The organism is Xanthomonas maliensis (genome assembly GCF_009192945.1).
GTDB classification, from domain to species: Bacteria; Pseudomonadota; Gammaproteobacteria; order Xanthomonadales; family Xanthomonadaceae; genus Xanthomonas; species Xanthomonas maliensis.
Genome location: NZ_NSET01000021.1, coordinates 118,684 through 142,588 on the forward strand (window position 1 = coordinate 118,684; position 23,905 = coordinate 142,588).

24 protein-coding genes are annotated in these 23,905 nt (G+C 67.3%); 14 read left to right on the forward strand and 10 right to left on the reverse strand.

Annotation, left to right across the window (positions count from 1 at the left end):
* Window positions 1–5: 5 nt before the first annotated feature.
* The 3 genes from CKY51_RS06150 to CKY51_RS22635 form a co-directional block, all read right to left on the reverse strand.
* Complete coding sequence (locus tag CKY51_RS06150; protein WP_022970623.1) at window positions 6–2,525, reverse strand: prolyl oligopeptidase family serine peptidase; 2,520 nt, start codon at window positions 2,523–2,525, stop codon at window positions 6–8.
* 102 nt (window positions 2,526–2,627) lie between these two features.
* A complete protein-coding gene (locus CKY51_RS06155; protein WP_022970624.1) occupies window positions 2,628–3,515 on the reverse strand; it encodes an alpha/beta fold hydrolase in 888 nt (295 codons plus the stop codon).
* Between the two features lie 67 nt (window positions 3,516–3,582).
* Complete coding sequence (locus tag CKY51_RS22635) at window positions 3,583–4,209, reverse strand: hypothetical protein (protein WP_244952516.1); 627 nt, start codon at window positions 4,207–4,209, stop codon at window positions 3,583–3,585.
* Window positions 4,210–4,553: 344 nt separating this feature from the next.
* Here CKY51_RS22635 and CKY51_RS06165 point away from each other — a divergent pair, with 344 nt between their 5' ends.
* The 9 genes from CKY51_RS06165 (at window position 4,554) to CKY51_RS06205 (ending at window position 13,953) form a co-directional block, all read left to right on the forward strand.
* The gene (locus tag CKY51_RS06165) at window positions 4,554–5,843 is read left to right on the forward strand and encodes an allantoate amidohydrolase (protein WP_022970625.1); all 1,290 of its coding nucleotides are present in this window, start codon (window positions 4,554–4,556) and stop codon (window positions 5,841–5,843) included.
* On the forward strand, window positions 5,833–7,089 hold the full coding sequence (locus tag CKY51_RS06170; RefSeq protein WP_022970626.1) for a pyridoxal-phosphate-dependent aminotransferase family protein: 1,257 nt from the start codon (window positions 5,833–5,835) through the stop codon (window positions 7,087–7,089). The genes CKY51_RS06165 and CKY51_RS06170 overlap by 11 nt, the downstream gene beginning before the upstream one ends.
* Complete coding sequence (gene puuE, locus CKY51_RS06175) at window positions 7,086–7,973, forward strand: allantoinase PuuE (protein WP_022970627.1); 888 nt, start codon at window positions 7,086–7,088, stop codon at window positions 7,971–7,973. The genes CKY51_RS06170 and puuE overlap by 4 nt, the downstream gene beginning before the upstream one ends.
* The gene (gene uraD / locus CKY51_RS06180; protein WP_022970628.1) at window positions 7,970–8,461 is read left to right on the forward strand and encodes a 2-oxo-4-hydroxy-4-carboxy-5-ureidoimidazoline decarboxylase; all 492 of its coding nucleotides are present in this window, start codon (window positions 7,970–7,972) and stop codon (window positions 8,459–8,461) included. Before puuE ends, uraD begins: the two co-directional genes overlap by 4 nt.
* Window positions 8,458–9,879: an FAD-dependent urate hydroxylase HpyO gene (hpyO, locus tag CKY51_RS06185; RefSeq protein WP_022970629.1), complete on the forward strand. Its 1,422-nt coding sequence runs from the start codon at window positions 8,458–8,460 to the stop codon at window positions 9,877–9,879. Before uraD ends, hpyO begins: the two co-directional genes overlap by 4 nt.
* The gene (gene uraH / locus CKY51_RS06190) at window positions 9,849–10,208 is read left to right on the forward strand and encodes a hydroxyisourate hydrolase (protein ID WP_031338254.1); all 360 of its coding nucleotides are present in this window, start codon (window positions 9,849–9,851) and stop codon (window positions 10,206–10,208) included. Before hpyO ends, uraH begins: the two co-directional genes overlap by 31 nt.
* Before the next feature lie 100 nt (window positions 10,209–10,308).
* Window positions 10,309–10,782 carry a YehS family protein gene (locus CKY51_RS06195; protein WP_022970631.1) on the forward strand — a complete coding sequence of 158 codons (474 nt, stop codon included), beginning with the start codon at window positions 10,309–10,311 and terminating at the stop codon, window positions 10,780–10,782.
* Between the two features lie 124 nt (window positions 10,783–10,906).
* On the forward strand, window positions 10,907–13,408 hold the full coding sequence (gene hrpB, locus CKY51_RS06200; RefSeq protein WP_170292296.1) for an ATP-dependent helicase HrpB: 2,502 nt from the start codon (window positions 10,907–10,909) through the stop codon (window positions 13,406–13,408).
* 113 nt (window positions 13,409–13,521) lie between these two features.
* Entirely contained in the window at window positions 13,522–13,953 is a 432-nt protein-coding gene (locus CKY51_RS06205) for a hypothetical protein (protein ID WP_022970932.1), read from the forward strand.
* Between the two features lie 328 nt (window positions 13,954–14,281).
* On the opposite strand, the gene CKY51_RS06210 is transcribed toward CKY51_RS06205, so the two are convergent.
* Both CKY51_RS06210 and CKY51_RS06215 read right to left on the reverse strand, forming a co-directional pair.
* Window positions 14,282–14,884: a pseudouridine synthase gene (locus CKY51_RS06210; protein WP_022970931.1), complete on the reverse strand. Its 603-nt coding sequence runs from the start codon at window positions 14,882–14,884 to the stop codon at window positions 14,282–14,284.
* A gap of 146 nt (window positions 14,885–15,030) precedes the next feature.
* Window positions 15,031–15,885, reverse strand: a complete 855-nt coding sequence (locus tag CKY51_RS06215) for a class I SAM-dependent methyltransferase (RefSeq protein ID WP_022970930.1) — start codon at window positions 15,883–15,885, stop codon at window positions 15,031–15,033.
* 216 nt (window positions 15,886–16,101) lie between these two features.
* On the opposite strand from CKY51_RS06215, the gene CKY51_RS06220 reads away from it, so the two are divergent.
* From CKY51_RS06220 to CKY51_RS06235, 4 genes are all read left to right on the forward strand, one after another.
* Entirely contained in the window at window positions 16,102–17,073 is a 972-nt protein-coding gene (locus CKY51_RS06220) for an aldo/keto reductase (RefSeq protein ID WP_022970929.1), read from the forward strand.
* Window positions 17,074–17,170: 97 nt separating this feature from the next.
* Window positions 17,171–18,199, forward strand: a complete 1,029-nt coding sequence (locus CKY51_RS06225; RefSeq protein ID WP_022970928.1) for an NADP-dependent oxidoreductase — start codon at window positions 17,171–17,173, stop codon at window positions 18,197–18,199.
* 44 nt (window positions 18,200–18,243) lie between these two features.
* Window positions 18,244–19,047 (forward strand): 2,5-didehydrogluconate reductase DkgB, encoded by an 804-nt coding sequence (dkgB, locus tag CKY51_RS06230; RefSeq protein ID WP_022970927.1) that lies wholly within the window; start codon window positions 18,244–18,246, stop codon window positions 19,045–19,047.
* Between the two features lie 144 nt (window positions 19,048–19,191).
* Complete coding sequence (locus CKY51_RS06235) at window positions 19,192–19,500, forward strand: hypothetical protein (RefSeq protein ID WP_022970926.1); 309 nt, start codon at window positions 19,192–19,194, stop codon at window positions 19,498–19,500.
* 128 nt (window positions 19,501–19,628) lie between these two features.
* Here CKY51_RS06235 and CKY51_RS06240 read toward each other — a convergent pair whose 3' ends face one another.
* The 3 genes from CKY51_RS06240 to CKY51_RS06250 form a co-directional block, all read right to left on the reverse strand.
* On the reverse strand, window positions 19,629–20,045 hold the full coding sequence (locus CKY51_RS06240) for a hypothetical protein (protein ID WP_022970925.1): 417 nt from the start codon (window positions 20,043–20,045) through the stop codon (window positions 19,629–19,631).
* Window positions 20,046–20,474: 429 nt separating this feature from the next.
* Window positions 20,475–20,903, reverse strand: coding sequence for an organic hydroperoxide resistance protein (locus CKY51_RS06245; RefSeq protein WP_022970924.1), 429 nt, complete (start codon window positions 20,901–20,903; stop codon window positions 20,475–20,477).
* A 94-nt stretch (window positions 20,904–20,997) separates the two neighbouring features.
* Window positions 20,998–21,453, reverse strand: a complete 456-nt coding sequence (locus CKY51_RS06250; RefSeq protein WP_022970923.1) for a MarR family winged helix-turn-helix transcriptional regulator — start codon at window positions 21,451–21,453, stop codon at window positions 20,998–21,000.
* Window positions 21,454–21,594: 141 nt separating this feature from the next.
* Here CKY51_RS06250 and CKY51_RS06255 point away from each other — a divergent pair, with 141 nt between their 5' ends.
* Entirely contained in the window at window positions 21,595–21,996 is a 402-nt protein-coding gene (locus tag CKY51_RS06255; RefSeq protein ID WP_031338531.1) for a hypothetical protein, read from the forward strand.
* Between the two features lie 22 nt (window positions 21,997–22,018).
* On the opposite strand, the gene zapE is transcribed toward CKY51_RS06255, so the two are convergent.
* Window positions 22,019–23,113: a cell division protein ZapE gene (gene zapE / locus CKY51_RS06260; RefSeq protein ID WP_022970921.1), complete on the reverse strand. Its 1,095-nt coding sequence runs from the start codon at window positions 23,111–23,113 to the stop codon at window positions 22,019–22,021.
* A 79-nt stretch (window positions 23,114–23,192) separates the two neighbouring features.
* Window positions 23,193–23,855, reverse strand: coding sequence for an alpha/beta hydrolase (locus CKY51_RS06265; protein WP_038219343.1), 663 nt, complete (start codon window positions 23,853–23,855; stop codon window positions 23,193–23,195).
* Window positions 23,856–23,905: the final 50 nt, after the last annotated feature.

Consider the following 23,905-nt stretch of genomic DNA (forward strand, 5'->3'; position numbering starts at 1 on the left):
GTCGGTCAGCCGCTACCGGCAGCGGCATGCGGACCGGCGGATGACGATGCCCGCGCCGGCGCGTTCTTGACGTAACGGTCGAACCACGCAAGCATCTCGGCGACCAGGTCCTCATTGGATTCGCGGGCGGTGTACCAATGCGGCTCGTACGGCAGCAAGACCAGCCGCGCGGTGCCGCCGTTGCCGCGGATCGCCTGAAACAGGCGCGGCGCCTGCGTGGTTTCGGTGCCGGGATTGGCATCGTCCATGCCGTGCACGATCAACAACGGTTCGTTGATCTTGTCGGCATGGAAGAACGCCGACGCCTGGGCATACACCTGCGGCGCGGTCCAGAACGAACGCCGCTCGCTCTGGAAACCGAACGGCGTCAGCGTTTTGTTGTAGCTGCCGCTGGTGGCCACTCCGGCACGAAACAGATCGGTGTGCGCCAACAGATTGGCCGTCATCAGCGCGCCATGGCTGTGTCCAGTGACGCCGATGCGATCGCGATCGACCACGCCGATCTCCACCGCCTTGTCGACCGCCGCAGACGCATCGTCCACCAGCTGTTGCAGATAGGTGTCATAGGCAGTCCTGGGATCGCCGACGATCGGGAACGCCGCCTCGTCGATGATGGCGTAGCCGGCCAGCAACAGCAGCTGGTAGTTGCTCAGCCGGGTGAAGTCGCGTTCGCTGGCGCCACTGACCTGCCCTGCCTTGGAGGCGTCGGCATAGTCGAGCGGATAGGCGTAGAGAATGGCCGGGATACGCGTGCCTTCGCGATAGCCAGGCGGCGTGTACAGGGTGAACGACAATTCCACGCCATCCTTGCGCTTGTAGCTGACCAGGCGCTTCTTGATCTGCCGCACCACCGGGGTCGGATCGGGGAAATGGGTGACGGCCACGGCCGTGGAGGCGTAGGCGGCCTCGCCTGCCGCAGCATCGGGCAGCGGCTGCCCCAGGGTGCGCAGATACACGTTGGGTGGATCGGTCAGCGATTGATGCCAGGTCAGCAGACGCGAGGTATCGCCAGCGAAGAAGAAGAACAGCTCGTCCACATCGGCCGCACTGCGGAACAACCGTGTCGTGGCGCCCGTGGCCAACACGTAGCGATCCAGGAAGGGCCGGTCGCCAGTGGCCGATGCGCCCTGCCCGCTCAGGAAGATCGCGCCCTGCACCTCACGCACGGCTCGCTGTCCGTTGGCCAGCATCTGCAGCTCCGGCGTCCCGGGATCGGCATAGAGATCGTCGCTGGAGAGATCGAACAGCACCTTGCCTGGCTTGCTGGGATGGTCGGCGTCCAGCAGCGTGGTCCGTCGCCAGTGGCGGTTTTCGTCGTACTCGTCGAGCAGGGTCTGTCCGCCTTGCGCGAACCACGACAGGCCGGCGTAACGCTGACGCACGCGCACCAGTTCGCGTGGCTTGCCGGTGAATGGCGCCGACCAGGTCAGCAGCTTGTCGCGTGCTGGCACCGTGGTTTTCCAGTCGCCACCATCCAGCGCCTCTGCCCACACCAGGGTGGCTGGCTGGTTGGCACGCCAGGAATAGGCGCGTGGCCCGGTCGGCACACCTTCGACCGGCACGCGGTCGGCGACCGGCAGATCGGCCAGCACCTGCAACCTGCCATCGCGCAGATCGAGAACGGCGACATCATGCGCAAAGCGCTCGTAGGTGGTCACATACGAATATGGCTGCCGCAGGCGTTGCACCAGCACATGGCGCCCATCGGGCGCAGCGTCCACCTCCGAGTACACCGCGGGCGCACCCACCTTGGTGGCAGCGCCGGTGGCCGCGTTGACCGTCAACAGTTGCGAGGTGCCGTAGTAGGTGAACAGGGCCTCGTCTTCCGGGCTGGACAAGGTGTCGCGCGCTTCGTACGTACTGCTCTCGCCCTTGCCCTGGATCGTCTCCTTGATCTGCGGCCCGAGCGGCACGTCCGCCGTGCGCGGCGCAGCGCCCAGGTCCGGTGGCACCGCCTTCACCAGCAGGGTGTCGCTGCCGCCCAACCACCGGATCTCGCCGCCCAGCACCGGATTCAACTGCACGCCCTCAACGCGCTGCGCGCGACCGCTGGAGACATCGCCGATCCACAGCTCGACGCGGTCCGCCGCTGTATTGCCGAAGGCGAATCGGCGTCCGTCCGGCGACCAGGCCGGCAACGATGGACAGGCATCGGCAGGCAGCGCCAACGCCGTTTGCCTGCCGCTGGCGATGTCCACCAGGGTCAGGCCTGCCAGGCAGGTGCGAATGCCGTAGCCCTTGGACATGTCGTGCCGACTGTGCGTGCGCGGCTCCACCCGTACTCCGGCCAACTTCAGATACGGCTCGGCCACACGGGCGATCGGCGGATACTGCGTCCGCTGCGCCAACAGCAGGGTTGTGCCGGTGGGATCCGGTCGTGGCAACGGGTAGAGCGGCGCCCGCATCACACTCAGCAGCGGCTCCGGTGGCTGCCGATAGCCGCCGTCGGGCGTGGCGCAGAGCACCGAGCCGGGCAACACGCTGACAAACACCAACAGCTGACGCCAATGGCGCAACATCGTCATGACCCGATCCCCTGTGGTGGTGAACGGGTTACCGTAGCAGTGGACGTGGTCTAGGTGTCCAGCACGTGCGCAGCGGTGTCGCCGCGACCGCAAGCGATTGCGTTATGCGCTGCCAGCCGGCACGCGTGCGAGAAACTCCCCGATACATTGCGCGATCTCCGGCGCGTGCGTCTCCAGCGCGAAGTGACCCGCCTCCAGCAAATGGATCTCGGCATGCGGCAAGTCCTTGCGATAGGCCTGCGCGCCTGCCGGCAGGAAGGCCGGATCGTGACGTCCCCACACCGCCAGCAACGGCGGCTGATGGTCGCGGAAGTACTGCTGAAACTGCGGATAGGCGGCCACATTGCTGCGGTAGTCCAGGATGAGGTCCAGCTGGATCTCTTCGGCCTCGGGCCGTGCCATGTAGGCGATATCCAGGGTGTAGCCATCCGGCGAGAGCCGCTGCGGGTCGGCACCGGTGCCGTACTGCCAGTCGCGGATGGTCTGTGGCGACAACGACGCGCGGCACGCCTCGCGATGTTCCGGCGTGGGCTCGCGCCAATAGGCCTGCCACTCGCCCCAGGCATCGCTGAAGCCTTCCAGATAGGCATTGCCGTTCTGGCTGATGATGGCGCTGACCTTGTGTGGATTGGCCACCGCAAGGCGCAGTCCAACCGGCGCACCGTAGTCGAAGAGGTACAGACTGTAGCGCTGCAGATCCAGCGCTTCGGTAAAGCCCTCGATGATCTTGTAGAGAGTGTCGAAGCTGTAGTCGAACTGACCCCGCGCCGGCGCGCGGGTATTGCCGAAGCCGGGCAGATCCGGGGCAATCAGCCGATAGCGATCGGCCAGCAGCGGGATAAGGTCGCGGAACATGTGGCTGGCACTGGGAAAGCCATGCAGCAGCAACAGCACCGGCGCATCGCGCGGACCGGCCTGGCGGTAGAACACCTCGACCTCGCCGACCTGCTGGGTTGCGAAGCTGACGCGGGACGCGACGTGATGCGACATGGCGGTCTCCTGAGCAAAGATCCGGACAATGCGGGTGCGCCCGTCGACAAGCGGTCAGCAGCGTTCTCTACCAGGCGAGGCGCCGATGGCGAACGCGGCCGCGCGCGCGACGCACACCGCGTGATCGACGGAGCGTCGATGTTTGCTCGGTGATCGCCGCGAGCCGGTTGCGGCGCGGCGGTCCGCACGCTCCCCAGTGATGGCGGGTGCATCGGCGCCACCGCTCTGCCAGAGCGATCACCGGCTCGGGAATGCACTTGTACGGCAACAACGGTTGTCCGTCGTGGCTGAGATACGCCTTGGTTGCGGTCATGGTGGTGCGGTCGGAGGCCACGGTGGAGATCCGCGTGGACGTTGGCGTGCCGTGGTCCACCCGTTGCATGACCAGCGTGTTCGGTGCCGGCATCCGCACGGTCGTCACGTTGGCGTCGTCGTTGCCAGTCATCGGTGTGGGCGTCCCATCCAGGGGTGGCGTGGCATCGGCGCTCATCACTTCGCCGTCCTGAAAGACGATCTCTGCGTGCGAATGCCACTTGTCGCTGCCGGCGCGCGTGAACTCCAACGTGACCTGCTTGGGGCGCTCGACGGCTGGATGGTCAGGCCGGCGGTCTGCAGCGGCCAGCGCCCTTCCAGCGGCGAGGAGGACGTCCCGACGGCAAACGCAGGAAAGCCTGCAGCGCAAGCGCTGCAACAAACAGCGACGAGAGCGACGTCATACCACCTCCGGGGCGAGGGACGATGGGAGGCGACACGCAGGTGCAGCAGCCAACGCATAAGCACCAGGCGCCACCGGCTTGCGGCGTTGCTCCGCAGACCACGACAGCACGGCACACCGCATCCGCACGCCGCACATCAGCGACCGCACCCGGCACGGGGCATCCACGTCGATCAACGGCCCACCCGTTGCATTTTTTGCAGCACGACCGCGCGAAAAAACTCGTTGATGGCGACAGTGGCGTCTCCCTATAGTCGAGCCATCCCCTGCCGCCCGCGTCCGGACTGTCGTCGATGTCTCGCGGGCCATGATCGGTCTTGTCGATGCCTGTCGCCATCCAGTCCTGCCCCACTGCCGGCGACGCCGCCCTGACCGCTGGCGCACGCGCGGTCGCGCGTTGCGTGAGCTTGGGCGTGGCGCCGTATAGCGATAGTGCGCGCGGGCTGTTTCGCGGCTGGCTCAGTCCCGGCCATCGCGCCACCGTCCGCCAGGTCGGCGAGTGGATGGAAGGTGCCGGCATGCAGGTCCGCCTCGATCCGCTGGGCACCTTGATTGGCCGTTACGAGGGCGCCCAGCCAGGCGCACCGGCCCTGCTGCTCGGCAGCCATCTGGATAGCGTGCGCGACGCCGGCTATTACGATGGGCCGCTGGGAGTGATGCTGGCGATCGAGTGCGTGGCCGCCCTGCATGCGCAGGATCGACGCCTGCCGTTCGCGCTGGAGGTGCTCGGGTTCGGCGACGAGGAAGGCTCGCGCTTTCCGGCTTCGATGTTCGGTAGTCGCGCGGTCGCGGGCACCCTGGCGCCAACCGCGCTGGAGGCGATCTGCGACAGCGAAGGCATCAGCGTGCCGCAGGCGCTGGCCGCCTGGGGTCTGGATGCCGCGCGCTTGGGCGAGGCCGCACGGCGACCGCATGAGGTCATCGGCTATCTGGAGACGCATATCGAGCAGGGACCGGTGCTGGAGGCGGCAGCGCTGCCGGTCGGCGTCGTCACCGGCATCGCCGCACAGCTGCGCCTGCAGGTCCGCGTGCACGGCCGGGCCGGCCATGCCGGGACCTGCCCGATGCACTTGCGCCAGGACGCGCTGGCTGCGGCCGCCGAAGGCGTGCTTGCCGCCGAAGCGGTGGCACGTGCGGGCAGCGACGATCTGGTCGCCACCGTCGGCCGACTGGCGCTGCGCCCGGGAGCGACCAATGTGGTGCCCGGCTGGGTGGAGTTCTCGCTGGACGTGCGCGCGGCCAGCGCCGATGTCCGCGATGCTGCCGCCACGCAGATCCAGCAGCGCCTGCAGGCCATTGCCGACGCCCGTGGCGTGGGTGTCGAAGTGCAGACCGTGCAGGCGCTGCCGGCCAGTCCCTGCGCACCGGCCCTGGTGGCACAGGTGGAGGCCGCGGTGCGCGCGCAGGGACTGCCGGTACGTCGGCTGGTCTCCGGTGCCGGCCACGATGCGATGGTGATGTCCGCACTGTGCCCGACGGCGATGCTGTTCGTGCGCTGCGCCGGTGGCATCAGCCACCATCCGGACGAACATGTCGACCCGGCCGATGCCGAGGTCGCGTTGGCGGTCATGCGCCACTTCATCGATCACCTGGGAGCGTCTCTTGTCACCTGATCTGCGGCATCTGCATACCTTTGGCGAACTCGATCCACCGCAACGGTTGCTGATGGGGCCGGGTCCTGTCAACGCCCATCCGCGGGTGCTGCGCGCGATGGCGGCCGACCTGCTCGGCCAATTCGATCCGGAAATGACCGCCTACATGAACGAGGTGATGGCGTTGTACCGGCCGCTCTTCGGCACCGAGAACCGCTGGACCTTTATGGTCGATGGCACCGCCCGCGCCGGCATCGAGGCGGCGCTGGTGTCGCTGGTGCGCCCGGGCGACCGCGTGCTGGTGATCAACTTCGGCCGCTTCGGCCTGTTGCTCACCGAAATCCTGCAGCGCATCGGTGCAGAGGTGCAGAGCGTCGACGCGCCCTGGGGCGAGGTGGTGCCGCAGGCGGCGATCGCCGATGCGATCGAACGGGTCGCGCCCAGCGTGGTCGCCACCGTGCATGGCGATACATCCACCACCATGGCGCAACCGCTCGATGGCCTGGGTGCGCTGTGTCGTGCAGCCGGCGCGCTGAGTTACGTCGATGCCACCGCCACCCTCGGCGGCATGGAGATCGCCAGCGACCGCTGGGACGTGGACGTGGTCACCGGCGGCCTGCAGAAGTGCCTGGGTGGGCCATCCGGCTCGGCGCCGATCACGGTCTCCGCGCAGGCGGCCGAGGCGATCTTCGCGCGGCGCCATGTCGAGCGCGGTATCGCCCGTGCCGATATCGCCGATGGCAGCGGCCTGCGCATCGGCTCGAACTATTTCGATCTGGCGATGATCATGGATTACTGGTCGGACAAGCGCCTGAATCACCATACCGAGGCCACCAGCATGTTGTACGCCGCCCGCGAGTGCGCGCGTGTCGCGTTGCAGGAAGGCCTGCCGACGCGTTTCGCCCGTCATGCCGCCGCCGGCCGCGCGGTGGTGGCCGGCGTGCGTGCACTGGGGCTGCAGGTCTTCGGCGACGATGCGCAACGCATGCACAACGTCACCGGCGTGGTGATCCCGGCCGGCATCGATGGCGAGGCCGTGCGGCGGCGCATGCGCGAGGATTTCGAGATCGAGATCGGCACCGCGTTCGGGCCGCTGCAGGGGCGCATCTGGCGCATCGGTGCGATGGGCTACAACGCGATGAAGCACAAGGTGCTGCTCACCCTGGCCGCACTGGAAGCGGTGCTGCGCGCCGAGGGCCACGTCTGCACCCCGGGGCTGGCCGTGGACGCCGCGCTGGCCGCCTGGCACATGGAGCCGGTGACATGAGCGCGGCGCGCGACCTGGTCGGCTACGGCGCCACTCCACCGCCCGCGCAGTGGCCTGGCGGTGCGCGCATCGCCGTGCAGTTCGTCGTCAACTACGAAGAAGGCGCGGAAAACTGCGTGCTCAATGGCGATGCCGGCTCCGAAGCATTCCTGTCGGACATGGTCGGCGCGCAATCGCATCCGGCGCGCGCCATGGCGATGGAAAGCCTGTACGAATACGGCAGCCGTGCCGGCTTCTGGCGGCTGCACCGGCTGTTCAGCGCGCGCAGGGTGCCGGTGACGGTGTTCGCGGTGGCCAGCGCCCTGGCCCACAATCCGGAGGCGGTCGCCGCCATGCAAGCGGCCGAATGGGAGATCGCCAGCCATGGGCTGCGCTGGATCGACTACCAGACCATCGCCGAAGACGTCGAACGCGCACACATCGCCGAGGCGATCGCCCTCCACACCCGCATCACCGGCGCCCGGCCGCTGGGCTGGTATCAGGGCCGCAGCAGCCCCAACACCGCGCGGCTGATCGCCGAGGACGGCGGCTTTCTCTACGACGCCGACAGCTATGCCGACGACCTGCCCTACTACGACCGTCGCCATGGTCGCGCGCAGCTGATCGTGCCTTACACCCTGGACGCCAACGACATGAAGTTCGTCGCCTACAACGGATTCGCCGACGGCGAGTCGTTCTTCCGCTACCTGCGCGATGGCTTCGAACAATTGCGCAGTGAGGGTGGGCGCATGTTCTCGGTCGGCCTGCATGGCCGCATCGCCGGCAGGCCGGCACGCGCGGCGGCGCTGGCGCGTTTCATCGACCACGTGCTCGCCAGCGGCGATGCGTGGGTCGCGCGTCGCATCGATATCGCCCGCCATTGGCTGCAGGTGCACCCACCATGAGCCTGGTCGAGCACAACAGCCTGGAGGCCGCCGCGTTCGTGGCGCGCTACCGCGCGCTGTTCGAGCATTCGCCATGGGTGGTCGAGCGCGCCGTGGAACGACGTCCGTTCGACGACGTGTATCGCGGCTTGATGCAGGTGGTGTGGGAGGCGTCGTTGGACGATCAGCTCGCGCTGATCCGCGCCCACCCGGAACTGGCCGGCAAGGCGATGGTCGATCGCACGCTCACGGCCGCATCGGCGGCCGAGCAGGCGGCGGCCGGCCTGGATCGCTTGAGCGAGGACGAGTTCGCGCGTTTCCACGCACTGAACCATGCCTATCGCGAGCGTTTTGGGTTTCCGTTCGTGATCTGCGTGCGGCTGCACGACAAAGCGGCCATCCTGGAAGCATTGGAACGTCGGTTGCAATCCTCACCCGATACCGAGATCGCCACCGCCATCGCCGAGATCGGCAAGATCGTGCACCTGCGCCTGGAGGCATTGCCATGAGCCTGGCCCAACTCGAACGCGAACTCGCACGCGAACTGCAGCAATTGGCTCACGGGGGCGAAGCCTGGGTGCAGGCACGCGTGCACCCGGCCGGGCATGTCTACGACGCGGTGATCGTCGGCGCCGGCCAGAGCGGCCTGGGCGCAGCTTTCGCACTGCAGCGCGAGCGCGTGTACAACCTGCTGGTCATCGATGAGAACCCGCCGGGGCTAGAAGGCCCATGGGTGACCTACGCGCGCATGCAGACCTTGCGGACGCCCAAGCACATCACCTCGATCGATCTCGGCATACCGGCGCTGACCTTTCGCGCCTGGTGGGAAGCGCAGCACGGCACCGCCAGCTGGGACGCGCTGGACAAGATCCCGCGCGGCAGCTGGATGGACTATCTGCGCTGGTACCGCACGGTGCTGCGGCTACCGGTCCGCAATCACACGCGCTTGGCGCGGGTCGAGCCCAACGTGGCGCCTGGCATCCACCGGCTGCACTTGGCAATGGGCGCGCCGCTGCTCGCGCGCAAGCTGATCCTGGCCACCGGCATCCAGGGCGGCGGCCAATGGCAGGTTCCGGCGGAGATCGTGCAGGCGCTGCCGGCGCAGCGCTATGCGCACACCTCCAGCCACATCGATTACGCCGCGCTGGCGGGCCGGCGAATCGGCATCCTCGGCGGCGGCGCCTCGGCGTTCGACAACGCCTGCCATGCGCTGGAGCAAGGCGCCGCCTGTGCAGAGGTGTTCGTCCGCCGCAGCGAACTGCCGCGTATCAATCCGTTCCGTCACATGGAGCAGGCCGGCATCATTCCGCGCTTCCTGGCGCTGCCGGATGCGGACAAGTACCGGATGATGGCCAGCTTCTTTGCGCACAACCAGCCGCCGACCAACGACACCTTCCAGCGCGCCTGTGCGCAGCCGGGATTCTCGCTGCATCTGGGCGCGCCCTGGCTGTCGCTGGTCGAGCGCGACGACGCGGTGGTGGTGCGCACCCCGCAGGGCGAACACCACTTCGATTTCCTGGCCATCGCCACCGGCCTGGTCACCGATCCGCAGCTGCGTCCGGAGCTGGCCGCGTTGTCCGGGCGCATCGCCTGCTGGGCCGACCGCTATCGACCACCGGCTGGCCAGGCCAACGCGATGCTCGACGCCCATCCCTACCTCGGCCCGGGCTTCGAGCTGCTGCCGCGTAGCGACGACGACGCTGCCGCACTGCATGGCCTGTTCGCCTTCAACTATTCGGCGCTGATCAACCATGGTCCATCGGCCGCTGCATTGTCTGGCCTGAAGGTCGCGCTGCCGCGGTTGGCGCGCGCAGTGGCCGACCAGTTGTTCGTCGACGACCGCCAGAGCATCGTCGAGCGCTATCTGGCCTACGACCAGGCCGAGTTCGTCGGCCAATGGCCGCAGCCGACCCAGGCGGTGGCATGAGCACACTATCCACTCACGTGCTGGATACCGCCCGCGGCCGCCCCGCGGCCGGCATCGTGCTGCGGCTGTTTGCCGGAGACCAGCTGGCGTTCGACGGGATCACCGATGCCGGCGGGCGCTGCCCGGCCCTGGCGGCGTTGGCGCTGCCGCCGGGCCGGTATCGCCTGGAGTTCGAGGTTGCCGGATATTGGCGCGCTGCCGGCGTACCGCTGGCCGAGCCTCCCTTCCTCGACCTGATTCCGATCGCCTTCGGCATCGCTGAGCCGGGCCATTACCACGTGCCGTTGCTGCTTTCGCCCTATGGCTATTCCACCTATCGCGGCAGCTGAGCGCAGCATCGGCGTCGACGGACCACGGCGCACACACCGGCTGTCACCGGCGGCCGGTACAATGGCGCGCTCCGGCAAGCGGCCGGGCCCCGGAATCGACATGATCCACAACGATGTACTGCGCAGCATTCGCTACATGCTCGATCTGAGCGAGGACCGGGTGGTGGACATCGCCCGGCAGGCCGATCCTGACTACGCCGTCGAGCGGCCGCAGGTGCAGGCCTGGCTCAAGAAGGAGGACGAGCCTGGTTTCGAAGCCTGCCCGGACGCGATGCTGGCGCGCTTCCTCGATGGCCTGGTGCTGCGCTTCCGCGGCCGCGACGAGAGCCAGCCGCCGCGCCCGATCGAGACGCGGGTGAACAACAACCTGGTGCTGAAGAAGCTGCGCGTGGCCTTCGAACTGAAGGACCTGGACATGCATGCCATCTTCGCCGGCGCCGGCTTCCCGCTGTCCAAGCCGGAGTTGTCGGCGTTGTTCCGTCAGCCTGGTCACAAGAATTTCCGGCCCTGCGGCGACCAGTTGCTGCGCGCCTTCCTCAAGGGCCTGACCGCGCGCATGCGCGAAGCCGGCTGAGCCACGCCGCGCCAGCGACGTTGGGCGCGGCGGCATACCGCCGCAACGGCCAGCCGCCGCAGTGGCGCTGATGCGCAGGGGCGGCGTCGCGCCGGTCCGGTGCGGCCCGTTATCCTTGCCGCGCATGAATGCTCCCGCCTTTCCGATCTCGCCGCTGCTGCCGCAGCTGTGCGCCAGTCTCGTCCGCCACCCGCGCCTGGTGCTGGAAGCACCGCCCGGCGCCGGCAAAACCACCCAGGTACCGCTGGCCCTGCTGGATGCACCCTGGCTGGACGGGCGCCGCATCGTGATGCTGGAGCCACGCCGGGTCGCCGCGCGCAGCGCCGCGCAGTTCATGGCGCGCCAGCTCAACGAGCCAGTCGGCGAGACGGTCGGCTATCGCATCCGCTTCGATAACAAGACCTCGGCGCGCACCCGGATCGAAGTCGTCACCGAAGGCATCCTGACCCGCATGCTGCAGGACGATCCGATGCTGGAGGGGGTCGGCGCGCTGCTGTTCGACGAATTCCACGAACGCCATCTGGCCGGCGACCTCGGGCTGGCGCTGGCGCTGGATGTGCAGGCACAGGTGCGCGACGACCTGCGTATCGTGGTGATGTCGGCCACGCTCGACGGCGAGCGCCTGGCCGAGTTTTTGGAGGCTCCACGGCTGAGCAGCGCCGGACGCAGCTTCCCGGTGGAGATCGCGCATTTCCCCGCACGGCGCGACGAGGCGCTGGAAGCGCAAACGCGGCGTGCGGTCGAACATGCGCTCACCACCCATCCCGGCGATGTCCTGGTGTTCCTGCCCGGTCAACGCGAAATCGCGCGCGTGCTTGGCGTACTGCAGAGCGCGCTGGACCCGGCGCTGCAGGTGCTGCCGCTGCACGGCGAGTTGTCGGTGGAAGCACAAGGCCAGGTGCTGCAGCCCGATCCGCAGGGTCGCCGACGCGTGGTGTTGGCGACCAATGTCGCCGAATCCTCGGTGACCTTGCCCGGCGTGCGAGTGGTGATCGACAGCGGCCAGGCGCGCGAGCCGCAGTACGACCCGAACAGCGGGTTTTCGCGACTGGACGTGGTCACCATTTCGCAAGCCTCGGCCGACCAGCGCGCCGGCCGTGCCGGCCGCGTCGCCAGCGGCTGGGCCTACCGCTTGTGGCCGCAATCGCAGCGGCTGGAGCCGCAGCGGCGCGCCGAGATCGGCCAGGTCGAACTGGCCGGACTGGCACTGGAGCTGGCGGCCTGGGGCAGCACGGCGCTACGTTTCGTCGATCCGCCACCGGCCGGCGCGATGGCCGCTGCCGGCGAACTGCTGCAGCGGCTGGGTGCCCTCAGCGCGGCCGGTGGAATCAGCGCGCTGGGGCGACGCATGCTGGCGCTGGGCACCCATCCCCGCTTGGCGGCGATGCTGGCGCAAGCCGGCGCGCCAGCACGGCTGGCGCTGGCCTGCGACCTGGCGGCGCTGCTGGAAGCCCGCGACCCGCTGCGGCAGGGCGGCGATGCGCTGGCGGCGCGCTGGCGTGCGCTGGCCGGCTTCCGCCACGGGCGCAGCGGTGCCGAGGCCAGCCGCAGCGCACTGGCGGCGATCGACAGTGCGGCCAAGCAATGGCGGCGCCGGCTGCGCTGCGACCTGGCGCCACCGAACAGCGTGGAGGCACATGCGCTCGGCGATCTGCTGGCGCATGCCTTCCCCGATCGGATCGCCGCACGCCATCCCGGCGATCCGCTGCGTTACCTGCTGGCCAATGGCCGCAGCGCGCGCCTGTTCGAGCACAGCGACCTGCGCGGCGAGCCCTGGCTGGTGATCAGCGAGCTCCGCCACGAGGCCAAGGACGCGCTGTTGCTGCGGGGTGCGCCGGTGGATGAGGCCTACCTGCGACAGACCTTCCCCGACCGCTTCGTGCAACAGGACGTGGTGCTGTGGGATGCCGACAAACGTGCGCTGGTGGCGCGCCGGCAATCCAGCTTCGACCGCATCGTGCTCGACAGCCGCCCGGCCGGGCGGGTCGATCCCGCGCAGGCGGCAGGCGCGCTCACCGAGGCGGTGCGCCAGCTCGGCCTGGACGCGCTGCCCTGGACCGAAGGGCTACGCCAATGGCGCGCGCGGGTGCAGTCGCTCCGTACCTGGATGCCCGAGCTGGCGCTGCCGGACCTGTCCGACGATGCCCTGCTGGCCACGCTCGACGACTGGCTGCGCCCCGCCTTCGTCGGCAAGACCCGGCTGGACGCGTTGGACGAAGCCAGCCTGGGCGATGCGCTCAAGGCGGCGCTGCCGTGGGAGCGGCGCCAGGCCATCGATCGCCACGCGCCAGCGCGGATCGGCGTGCCCTCGGGCATGGAGCGGCCGATCAGCTATGCGCTCGACCACCTCGGTCAGCCGCTGTCGCCGGTGCTGGCGGTCAAGCTGCAGGAACTGTTCGGGTTGGCCGACAGTCCCCGGGTGGCCGACGGCCACATTGCGCTCACCTTGCACCTGCTCTCGCCCGGTGGCCGTCCGCTGCAGGTCACCCAGGATCTGAAGAGCTTCTGGGCCAACACCTATCCCGACGTGAAGAAAGAAATGAAGGGCCGCTATCCGAAGCATCCGTGGCCCGACGATCCCTGGACCGCCACTGCCACCCACCGCGCCAAGCCGCGTGGCACCTGAGCTCGCACGCGTGGTTTTCCGAACGGCAGCCAAATCGCCGGGCCTGTGCTGACACCCTTTATACGTCCGACCCCACAGACTGCGGCCACGATACTCAGAAAGGAGCCGCCCCCATGAGCAAGCTGACTGTGATCACCGAACGCGCGCTGGAACGCGCCCTGGAACTGGCAGGCACGGCGGGCGACCACCTGCGCCATGCCGCCTCGAACGCCGGCGACCAGGCCCGTCATGCGGGTAATAGCCTGCGCCACCTTGGCCCGGGCGCCAGCGACTGGCTCAAGACCGGCGCTGCCCTCGGTGCGGTGCGGACCGGCAGCAAGGCGGCGACCCGCCTGGTCAAGCGCAATCCTGCGGTGACGGTTGCCGCCGCGGTCGCTGGCCTGGGCCTGATCGGCTATGCCGTCTATCGCAAGCGCAAGCGCGACCAGGACGTGATCGGCGGCAATGTGCATCGTCTGGACCGCGACAGCGCTGGCAACGCCAACGCCCGCCGGGCCGCGTTTCAGCGCCGCAATGCGGTGACGCCGAGCGACGGCATCGAGTAAGTCGCTCGCTCCGAAAGCTGTCACTGCATCAGGCAACGCCACGGCTCGCGCCGTGGCGTTGTCGTTTCCGGCCTCGCTCGGCGGCGTGGCCTCAGCGCTGCAACCGCGCAGGCCGGGCAGCAGCCCTTCGCGCTTGTGACCTGCCGATCGCATGCGATCACCAGCGCTCGCAGATCACAGCACGCGACAGGATTGCCTCCCTGCACGCCACCAAAAATGCATCCTGCAAGCCACGCACCCCACGTCTGCGGCGCGCCCATCACATCACTGGCTCGATCGAGGCCTGCGCTGCTGCGCTGACGGCGAGCAACCGTTCCGCATGCAGAGGCTAGCGCACGCGTCGCGGCCGTCTGCGCGCCGCATCCGGCTGGCGCGGCGACTGCATCGCCTGTGCTTGCGCGACACGCCACTGGCCCGGTTGCAAGGTCTCCAGCGTCCAGTCGCCGATCGCCACCCGCACCAATCGCAGCGTGGGTAAACCGACCGACGCGGTCATCCGGCGCACCTGACGATTGCGTCCCTCGCTGATCGTCAGCTCCAGCCAGCTGTCGGGCACGCTTTTGCGTACACGGATCGGCGGATCGCGCGGCCACAGCGTGGGCGCCGGTTCCAGCGCGCGAACCTTGGCCGGACGGGTTGGGCCATCGTTGAGCAGCACGCCGTCGCGTAGCGCCTGCACCTGGCTCGGCTGCGGCTGCCCCTCGACCTGCACCCAGTAGGTCTTGGGCAGTTTGTGCCGAGGATCGGTCAAGCGGTGCGCCAGTGCGCCATCGTCGGTGAGCAGCAACAAGCCTTCGCTGTCGTGGTCCAGCCGCCCGGCCGGATAGATCTCAGCAGGCAATCCGAACTCGGCCAGGGTGCGCCGTGGTGGCTGCGAGCGATCGCTGAACTGCGATAGCACGCCATAGGGTTTGTTCAACAGCACCAGCATGCGCGGTCCATCACGGGCAATGAGTCAACAACAAAGCATTCGAACCGCAATGCGACAGCGTCGGTGCCGTGTGCCTGACACGCGCACGCGGGGGCGGGCCGTCGCACACGCCCCCACGCGCCAGCACGATCGGGACCTGCCAGCGCTCAGCGCTTGACGAACTTGAGCGTCATGCGGTCGCTCTCGCCAATCGCCTGATACTTGGCGTCGTCGGCCTTCTCGTGGTTATTGCTCGGCGGCAAGGTCCACACCCCGTTGGGGTAGTCCTTGGTATCGCGCGGATTGGCATTGAGCTCGCTCTTGCCCGCCAGCTTGAAACCGGCGGCTTCGGCCATCGCAATCACCTGTGCCTGGCCAACGTAGCCGCTCTTGTCGTCGGCCGGTACATCGGCCTTGGCGCGGTGCTCCACCACCCCCAGCACACCACCCGGCTTGAGCACCTTGTAAAAGCCCTGGAACATCGCCTCGGCGTTGCCGGCCATGCGCCAGTTGTGCACGTTGCGGAAGGTCAGCACCAGGTCGGCGGAATTGTCCGCCCCGAACACCGGCGCACTGGGCGCATAGGCGACGATGGTCGGCGCGCCATAAATCTGCGGCTTGGCCTTGAGCTTGCTCTCCAGCTCGTCGCGCGCGCGCTGCGCGTAATCGCGACTGCGACCTTCCGGCACCGCACCCGGATCGACGACCGCCGCCACATACTTGCCCTTCTCGCGCAGATAGGGCGCCAGGATTTCCGAATACCAACCGCCCCCGGGCGTGATCTCGATGACGGTCTGGGTGGGCTTGATGCCGAAGAAGGCCAGGGTCTGGCCCGGATGGCGATAGATGTCGCGCTTGGCATAGACCTGGTCGCGCCAGCTACCATTGATTGCCGCCTGCAGCGCGGCGTCCGGTGCCGGCAGACTCGCGGTATCGGCGGGTTTGGTGGCTGCCGCTTCCGGCACGCACAGTGCCACTGCCAGACTCATCACACATGCACAGGCCAGCTTGTTGCCGATCATTGCAGCGTCCTCCGCGGAAAAAGTAGCGCGAGCCTAGCACGTGACCGCGGCCACGGGCGGCGGCGATGGGCCGGCGCTGTAGATGGGTGTGATGCACCCGTTCAATTCACGTGAGTCGAGCAGCGCGATGGACGGAACGCTGCATCCACGCCCCGAATCACACGCAACTTAGGTGGCGATGACTATCCTGTGCCGGTTCGCAACAGGAGCCGTGTGATGCCTCAATCCCGTGCGCTTGGCCGCTCCGGCCTGCAGATCCAACCGATCGTCTTCGGCGGTAACGTGTTCGGCTGGAGTGCCGACGAGGCGACCTCGTTCGCCTTGCTCGATGCCTTCGTCGATGCGGGATTCAACCTGATCGATACTGCCGACGCCTATTCCGGCTGGGTGCCCGGCAATCGCGGGGGCGAATCGGAAACCATCATCGGCCGCTGGCTGGCGCGCAGCGGCAAGCGCGACCAGGTCGTGATCGCGACCAAGGTCGCCAAGTGGAGCGAGCATCCCGGACTATCGCCGGACAACATCGCCGCGGCGGTGGAGGATTCGCTGCGTCGTCTGCAGACCGATGTGATCGATCTGTACCAAGCCCACGAGGACGACGAGTCGATCCCGCTGGAGGCGACCTTGGCCGCGTTCGGCCGCTTGATCGAACAAGGCAAGGTGCGCGCGATCGGTGCATCCAATTACAGCGCTGCACGCCTGCGCGATGCGCTGGATGTTTCCGAGCAATATGCGCTCCCGCGTTACGAGAGCTTGCAGCCGGAATACAACCTCTACGATCGCGCCGGTTACGAAGCGGAACTGGAGCCGCTGGTGCGCGAGCGCGGACTGGGCGTGATCAGTTATTACTCGTTGGCCAGCGGCTTTCTCAGCGGCAAATACCGCAGTGCCGACGATGCCGGCAAGAGCACCGCGCGCGGCGCGGCGGTGGTCAAGCAATACGTCAATCCACGTGGCTTGCGCATTCTGCAAGCACTGGACGATATCGCCGCCAGCCACACGGCCACGCCTGCGCAGATTGCGCTGGCGTGGTTGATCGCGCGTCCCAGCCTGACCGCCCCGATCGTCAGCGCCACCAGCGTCGAGCAATTGCACGATGTGCTCGCTTCGGCGCGCATCGCGCTGAGTCAGGCGCAGATCTCCCAGCTCGACGATGCCAGCGCGCAGGCCTCGGACGCCGCTGTCTGAGCCACCGCTGGACGCGCAGGCCGGCGTGCGCGCTTGACGACCTCACCCTGGGTGGCGCGCCTTCGCGCCCACCCGCGTTTTTTTGCAAGGAGTTCCGATGTCCCCCGTCATCAACCGCCGTATCGTCCTGGCGTCACGCCCACAAGGCGAACCGACCGCCGACAATTTTCGCCTGGAAGACGTCGCACTGCCGGCAACCGGCCACGATCAGATCCTGGTCCGCAACCGCTTCCTGTCGCTGGATCCCTATATGCGCGGACGCATGGACGATGGCCCTTCCTATGCGGCACCGGTCGCCATCGATGCGGTGATGGAGGGCGGTACCGTTGGCGAGGTACTGGAATCGCATCATCCCGATTACCAGGCTGGCGATCTGTTGGTCCTGCCCGGCGGCTGGCAGACGCATACCTTGCTCACGCCCGCTGCGCCGCTGCGCAAGCTGCCAAAGGAGCAGGGCGTGCCGGCCAGTACCGCACTCGGTGTCTATGGCATGCCTGGCTTCACCGCCTATGCCGGTTTGCACGAGATCGGCAAGCCGCAGGCCGGCGAAACGCTGGTGGTGGCCGCGGCCAGCGGGCCGGTCGGCGCAACCGTTGCGCAATTGGCGCGCCTGCAAGGCTTGCGGACGGTCGCCATTGCCGGTGGTGCGGAAAAGGTCGCCTACCTGCGCGACACGTTGCAGGTGGACGTTGCGCTGGACCACCGTGCGGAGGACTTCGCAGCGCAGCTCCGCGCCGCGACCCCCAACGGTATCGACATCTATTTCGAAAACGTCGGCGGCAAGGTATTCGATGCCGTGCTGCCGCAGCTCAACACGTTTGCCCGCATGCCGGTCTGCGGCATGGTCGCCACCTACAACCGTCGCGGCCAGACGCTGCCCGGCCCCGACCGCCTGCCGGACTTCATGGGCTTGATGCTGCGCAAGCGCCTGACCGTGCGTGGCTTCCTGCAGCAGGATTTCATTCGCCTGATGCCGGCCTTCGTGCGCGAGATGGGCCAATGGCTACGCGAGGGCCGCATCCACTACCGCGAGCATCTGCTGCATGGTCTGGATAGCGCACCGCAAGGCCTGATCGGCCTGCTGCGCGGCGACAACTTCGGCAAGGTGGTCGTCGCGCTGGATTGAGCGCCGCCACCCTGCCCCGCTTTCCCCTGACGCAAAGGAGCATCATGACTGTCCCCGCCTTCGGCCTTGGCACGTTTCGTCTCAAGGATCAGGTCGTCATCGACTCGGTCCGTCACGCGCTGGAGCTTGGCTATCGCGCGATCGACACCGCGCAGATCTATGACAACGAAGCCCAGGTCGGCCAGGCCATTGCCGCGGCGCCTGTGCCGCGCGAGCAGATCTACCTGACCACCAAGATCTGGGTCGACAAGTTCCAGCGCGATGCGCTGCGGGCCAGCCTGCAGGAGAGCCTGCACAAGCTCGGCACCGACCATATCGACCTCGCCTTGATTCATTGGCCTTCGCCCAAGGGCGAGGTGCCGATGCGCGAGTATCTGCAGGCCCTGGCCGATGCCCAGCGAGACGGGCTGACGCGCGCGATCGGCGTGTCCAATTTCACCATCGCGTTGATGCGCGAGGCGATCGACATCCTCGGTGCAGAGGCGATCGCCACCAACCAGATCGAAGTGCATCCCTACCTGCAGAATCGTGCGCTGATCGCCTTTCTGCGCGAACAAGGCATCCATGTGACCTCGTACATGACGCTGGCGGTCGGCGAGGTGCTGAAGGATCCGGTGATCCAGGCCATTGCCCAACGCCATGACGCCACGCCTGCGCAGGTCACGCTGGCCTGGGCGCTGCAGCAGGGATATTCGGTGATCCCGTCCTCGACCAAGCGGGCCAATCTGGAAAGCAACCTGAAAGCACAACAGCTGCAGCTGAGCGCGCAGGACATGGCCGAGATCGCCACGTTGGACCGCGGGCAGCGGCTGGCCAATCCGCGCGCCATCGCTCCTGACTGGGACTGAGTCCTCGTTTCGAACGTGTCCTGCGCCATCGAACGATGGTGCAGGTCTCGGCGCGCGACCGCTCGTCGCCGCGTGCTGGCTTGCAGGTGATGAGCGCTGCTAGGGTGCCGCCACAGGGGCCGTTCCACTCACGGAGTCCGACCGATGCAGACCACGTCCGTTCAGACCCGCCGCAGTTCCCGTTTCGACGTCGATGCCGAACTCGCCTATTGGCGCAACGTGCATGCCGAGGGCCATCTCGGCGGCTATGAATTTGGCGATTACGCCCGTCTGCTGACGCTGGGCTATGACATCTATCTGGCCTATCCGCGCGCCAGCGAAGCGCAGCTGTACCGCGTACTGCAGGATGGCTATTACCGTGCGTTGCCGATGCTGACGATTCCCTGGGACCAGGCACGATGGATCGTGCGCCACGCCTGGCATCATCTAGAAGAATCCGCAGTGCGCCATTGAAAGCGGGCAGGATGGCACGCCTGCGCCCAGGCGGAATCGCCCTGGGCTACCGTGGCAGTGGTCGGCTAGCGCCCGCTAGCCAGGCCATCGGCAAGGGACACCGCCAATGCGGTATCCACGGATTGTCGTCAGTGCGGCAAACCGGCTGCAACCGCCTGCCTGTCGAGACGGTGCTTGTCCGCTAACGCCTGCATGCCCTGCAAGGTCGCGGTGATCAAGCTGGCATAGCGCAGGCGCCAGAGCTGGGCGCGGTCGCCTGCGTCCTGTGCATTGCCCAGGCCGTCGAGCACCTGCGGCAAGCGACGGTCGGCCAATGCCGAGGGCGCCAGATACGGCTTCTCCGGCGCGATCACATCCACCGGTGCCCGCCAGTCGTCGGCCACATGCTGGGCGATGCCAGCCAGATGCGACAGCTGGTGCATGCCGATCAAGGTCTCATGCAACATTTCCCGGCACGCCCATTGCCAGAGCGCCAGCTTTTCCGAGGGATCCTGGGCGATCTCGGTGAGTGCCCTGTCCACTTTCTCGATGCGTGAATCAAGCATTGCCGACCTCCGATGCTGCTATGCAACATACTTCACCATACCCCGTGAGAATTCGGTGAGCCAGACGTTTGGGCGACGTCAGTGCAGCGATCTCAGACAGGGTTCACGCTTTGCCAGGGAGGTCCTGCAGCGGCGCGAACGGAGGTGGGCATCTTGGGGCGCCGATCATGTGAAGGCGACTGCGCATCACATGCGGCGGATCGATCTTTGGTGCCGCTGAATGCGGCCAGCGGCACGGGCGACAGGCGAACGGAAGACACCCGCTCGGGGCGTCATCTCGACAGCGGCCGATGTGTCCGAGCAGCGGCCACGGCCACAAGGCCAACACGTACCGCCAGCGACCCATCCGGTCGATCGTTCGACGCGGGACGATAGCGGTGAGGTCGTGCCTGCATCGCGCCGGCGGCGCGATGCAGGCACACGCAGCGATCAGGCCAGGGTGAGGGTCACATCGATATTGCCGCGGGTGGCGTTGGAGTACGGGCACACCTGGTGCGCCTTGTCGACCAGCGCCTGCAGCTCGGCCTTGTCCATGCCCGGCACGGCGATACGCAGTTCGACCGCGATGCCAAAGCCGCCCGGAATCTGGCCGATGCCGACGCTGCCATCGATGCTGATCTCGCCCGGCAGCTTGAGCTTGTCCTGCGCTGCCACCGCCTTCATCGCACCGATGAAGCAGGCCGAATAACCGGCAGCGAACAGCTGTTCGGGATTGGTGCCATCGCCACCGGCGCCGCCCAGCTCGCGCGGGGTCGACAGCTTGACGTCCAACGCCTTGTCCGAGGACACGGCACGGCCTTCGCGGCCACCCGTCGCAGTGGCGTGGGCGGTGTAGAGGATCTTTTCGGGTGAGGCCATGGTGGTTCTCCAGGGTGAGCGCGATTGCGCGGTGATTAATACACTACTAAATAGTGCGCTATATTTATCTGACGGTTTTTGGGTGGTGTGCCCGTCAAACGGTCTCCAGATTGGAGCGTAGCTGCTCCAGTGACTGCTTGAGGTGACGCAATTCTTCCAACGAGCAGGCAGAGGCGCAGAAGACCTGCGCTGGCACCTTGCCCGCCTTGGCGCGCAGTGCGCGTCCGGCATCGGTCAGAGCGACGATGACCTGGCGCTCGTCGCTGGCCGCTCGCGTCCGGCTGACGAGGCCGGCAGCCTGCAGCCGCTTGAGCAGCGGCGTCAACGTCGCCGAATCCAGCGACAGACGCTGGCCGATGTCCGACACGCTGCGGCTGTCCTGTTCCCACAGCACCAGCATGACCAGGTACTGCGGATAGGTGAGCTCCAGGTCTTTCAACAGGCCACGATAGAGCTTGTGCATCGCCAGATTCGTCGAATACAGCGCAAAGCACAGCTGGTTGTCCAGCTTGAGCAGAGCGGCTTCGGTGGGAGTGTCGCTGCGTTCCATGCGGCTAATTTAGATCGCAGAAAATTAAATAGCAAGCGATTTATTTGTCCGAGCCTGCTATTGGCTGAATGTCGGCAGGCGGTGTCCTCTGTGTCTCGCCAGCCTCGTCCTAGGATGGGCAACCCTGTGTGGAGAAGCCCCATGCGTCGCCCTCTCGGTGTGCTGGCAGTGCTGGCGTTGTTGTTGGGCATGCCGGTATTGGCGTCGACGCCCAGCAAGACGGTGGCCGTCGGACCTAGCGTCATCGGCCCCGGAATGCAGGCGCTTCAGGCCGAGCAAGGACGCCAGTGTCCATCGATGGCGATCGACCGATTGGCGCCGGCCGACCTGCTCGATGCCGAGGAGCGCTTCCGCGACGCCTTGTCGGCCGCCGAGCGGCAACGGCTGGATCGGCAACTGCCGCAGGATCGCGATGGCCCGGCGCGCTGCGCGCAACGCAATGGCGCCAGTTGCCCGGGTGAGGCCTATCTGGAAGAAATCGCCGGTGCCGGCCTGATGCCGCGCTTTGTGGCCAGGCTGTGCGCAGCCGACACGGCGCACTGAGCGCCGCGCCCGTTGATCGCGCTCAGGCGCGGTGGCCCGTCGCCAGGTACTCGGCGCTCTGCATCTCGATCAGCCGCGAGGCAGTGCGCTCGAACGCGCCGGCCAAGCGCTGGCCGCTGTACAAGCCCGGCGGTGCAGCGTGCGCCGTGCAGACCAGGTTGACGTGGCGGTCGTACAACTCGTCGATCAGATTGACGAAGCGCCTCGCGGCGTCCTCGTTCATGCGATCGAAGTGCGGGATGCCGCCCAACAACACGGTGGTGAACTCGCGCGCGATCTCGATGTAATCCGAGGGCCCGCGCGGCCCCTCGCACAAGGCCGTGAAGTCGAACCAGGCGATGCTCTTGCCGCGTGCACGTACAGCGATCTTGCGCGCTTCGATCTCGATATTGCCGGCGCGCGCCTCGGCATTGCCGCTGAGTTCGGCCCAGCGCTGTGCCAGCCACGGGTCGGACTGCGCATCCAGCGGCGTGCGGTAGACCGGCGAGCGGGTCAGCGCGCGCATGCGGTAGTCTTCGGTGCCTTCGGCATAGAGCTCGACGCAGAACTTCTGCAGCAGCGCGATCGCCGGCAGGAAACTGTCGCGCTGCAGGCCGTTGGCGTACAGATTGTCCGGGGCGGTGTTGGAGGTGGTGACCAGAGTCACCCCTTCGGCAAACAACCGCTCCAGCAGGCGCGCCAGCAACATGGCATCGCCGATGTCGGTGACGAAAAACTCGTCCAGCACCAGCACGCGCAGATTCTCGCGCCATTCCTGGGCGATCTTGGCCAACGGATCGCTCTGGCCGGCATGCTCGCGCAGCCGCTCGTGCACACCGCGCATGAAGCGATGGAAATGCGTGCGGTACTTCTGCTTGATCGGCAGCCCGTCGTAGAACAAGTCCACCAGGAAGGTCTTGCCGCGCCCCACTCCGCCCCAGAAATACAGCCCGCGCACCGGCTCGGGCTTCTTCCAGAATGCCGACAGGCGATCCAGCCAGCCGTCCTGCGCGCTGTCCACCAGCGCCTCGTGGATCCGATCCAGCTCGGCCAGCGCCGGCTGCTGCGCCGGATCGGCGCGCCAGTCGCCGCGCTGCACGCCGGCGGCGTAGCGCTGCGAAGGGGTCATGTCACTCATCGTGTCTCTCCGCGGGCCGGCGGCGGCCTTGCCCGCTCAACGGCGCATCGCCAGGCGATGCGCATGGGCCATGCCGCGGTCAGACTGCGGCCGGCAACCAACGCCGGACACCATGCTGGATCGCCCCGCGCAGGTCGATCAATTTGCGGTGGAAAAAGTGGCTGGTATCGGGCATACGCACCAGCTCGGGCTGCTGCTCCAGCGTCTGCAGCCAGTCGTAGACTGCCTGCGGATCGACGATCTCGTCGGCATCACCCTGGATCACCAACCACTGCTCCGGCGGCTGCAGATCGCTGAAATCCCAGCGCCCAGCCGGCGGTGCGATCGAGATCAGCGCCTGCGGCGCCAAGGCCTCGGCCGCACGCAGCGATACATAAGCGCCGAAGCTGAAACCGGCCAGCCACAGCGCATCCTGCGGACGCTGGCGACGCACCCAGTCGGTGACCGCGCGCAGGTCCTCCTGCTCGCCCTCGCCGTGATCGAAGCTGCCGGCCGAGCCGCCGACGCTGCGGAAGTTGAATCGCACCACGGTGATGCCCAGCTCGCGCAGCGCGCGCGCCGCCATGGTGACGACCTTGTTGTGCATGCTGCCGCCCTCGGTAGAGAGCGGATGGCAGACGATGGCCGTGATCGCTTGCGGGATGACGTCCGGCTCAGGCAGGTCGACGGCCACCTCGAGCGGACCGACTGGCCCGTCCAGCGTCAGTGCGGTGGATTCGGTGGGAAATGAGGGATTGGACATCGCGTCATAATAGCCGCCCCGCCGGCCAGCTTCATCGCCCGGCCTGCACA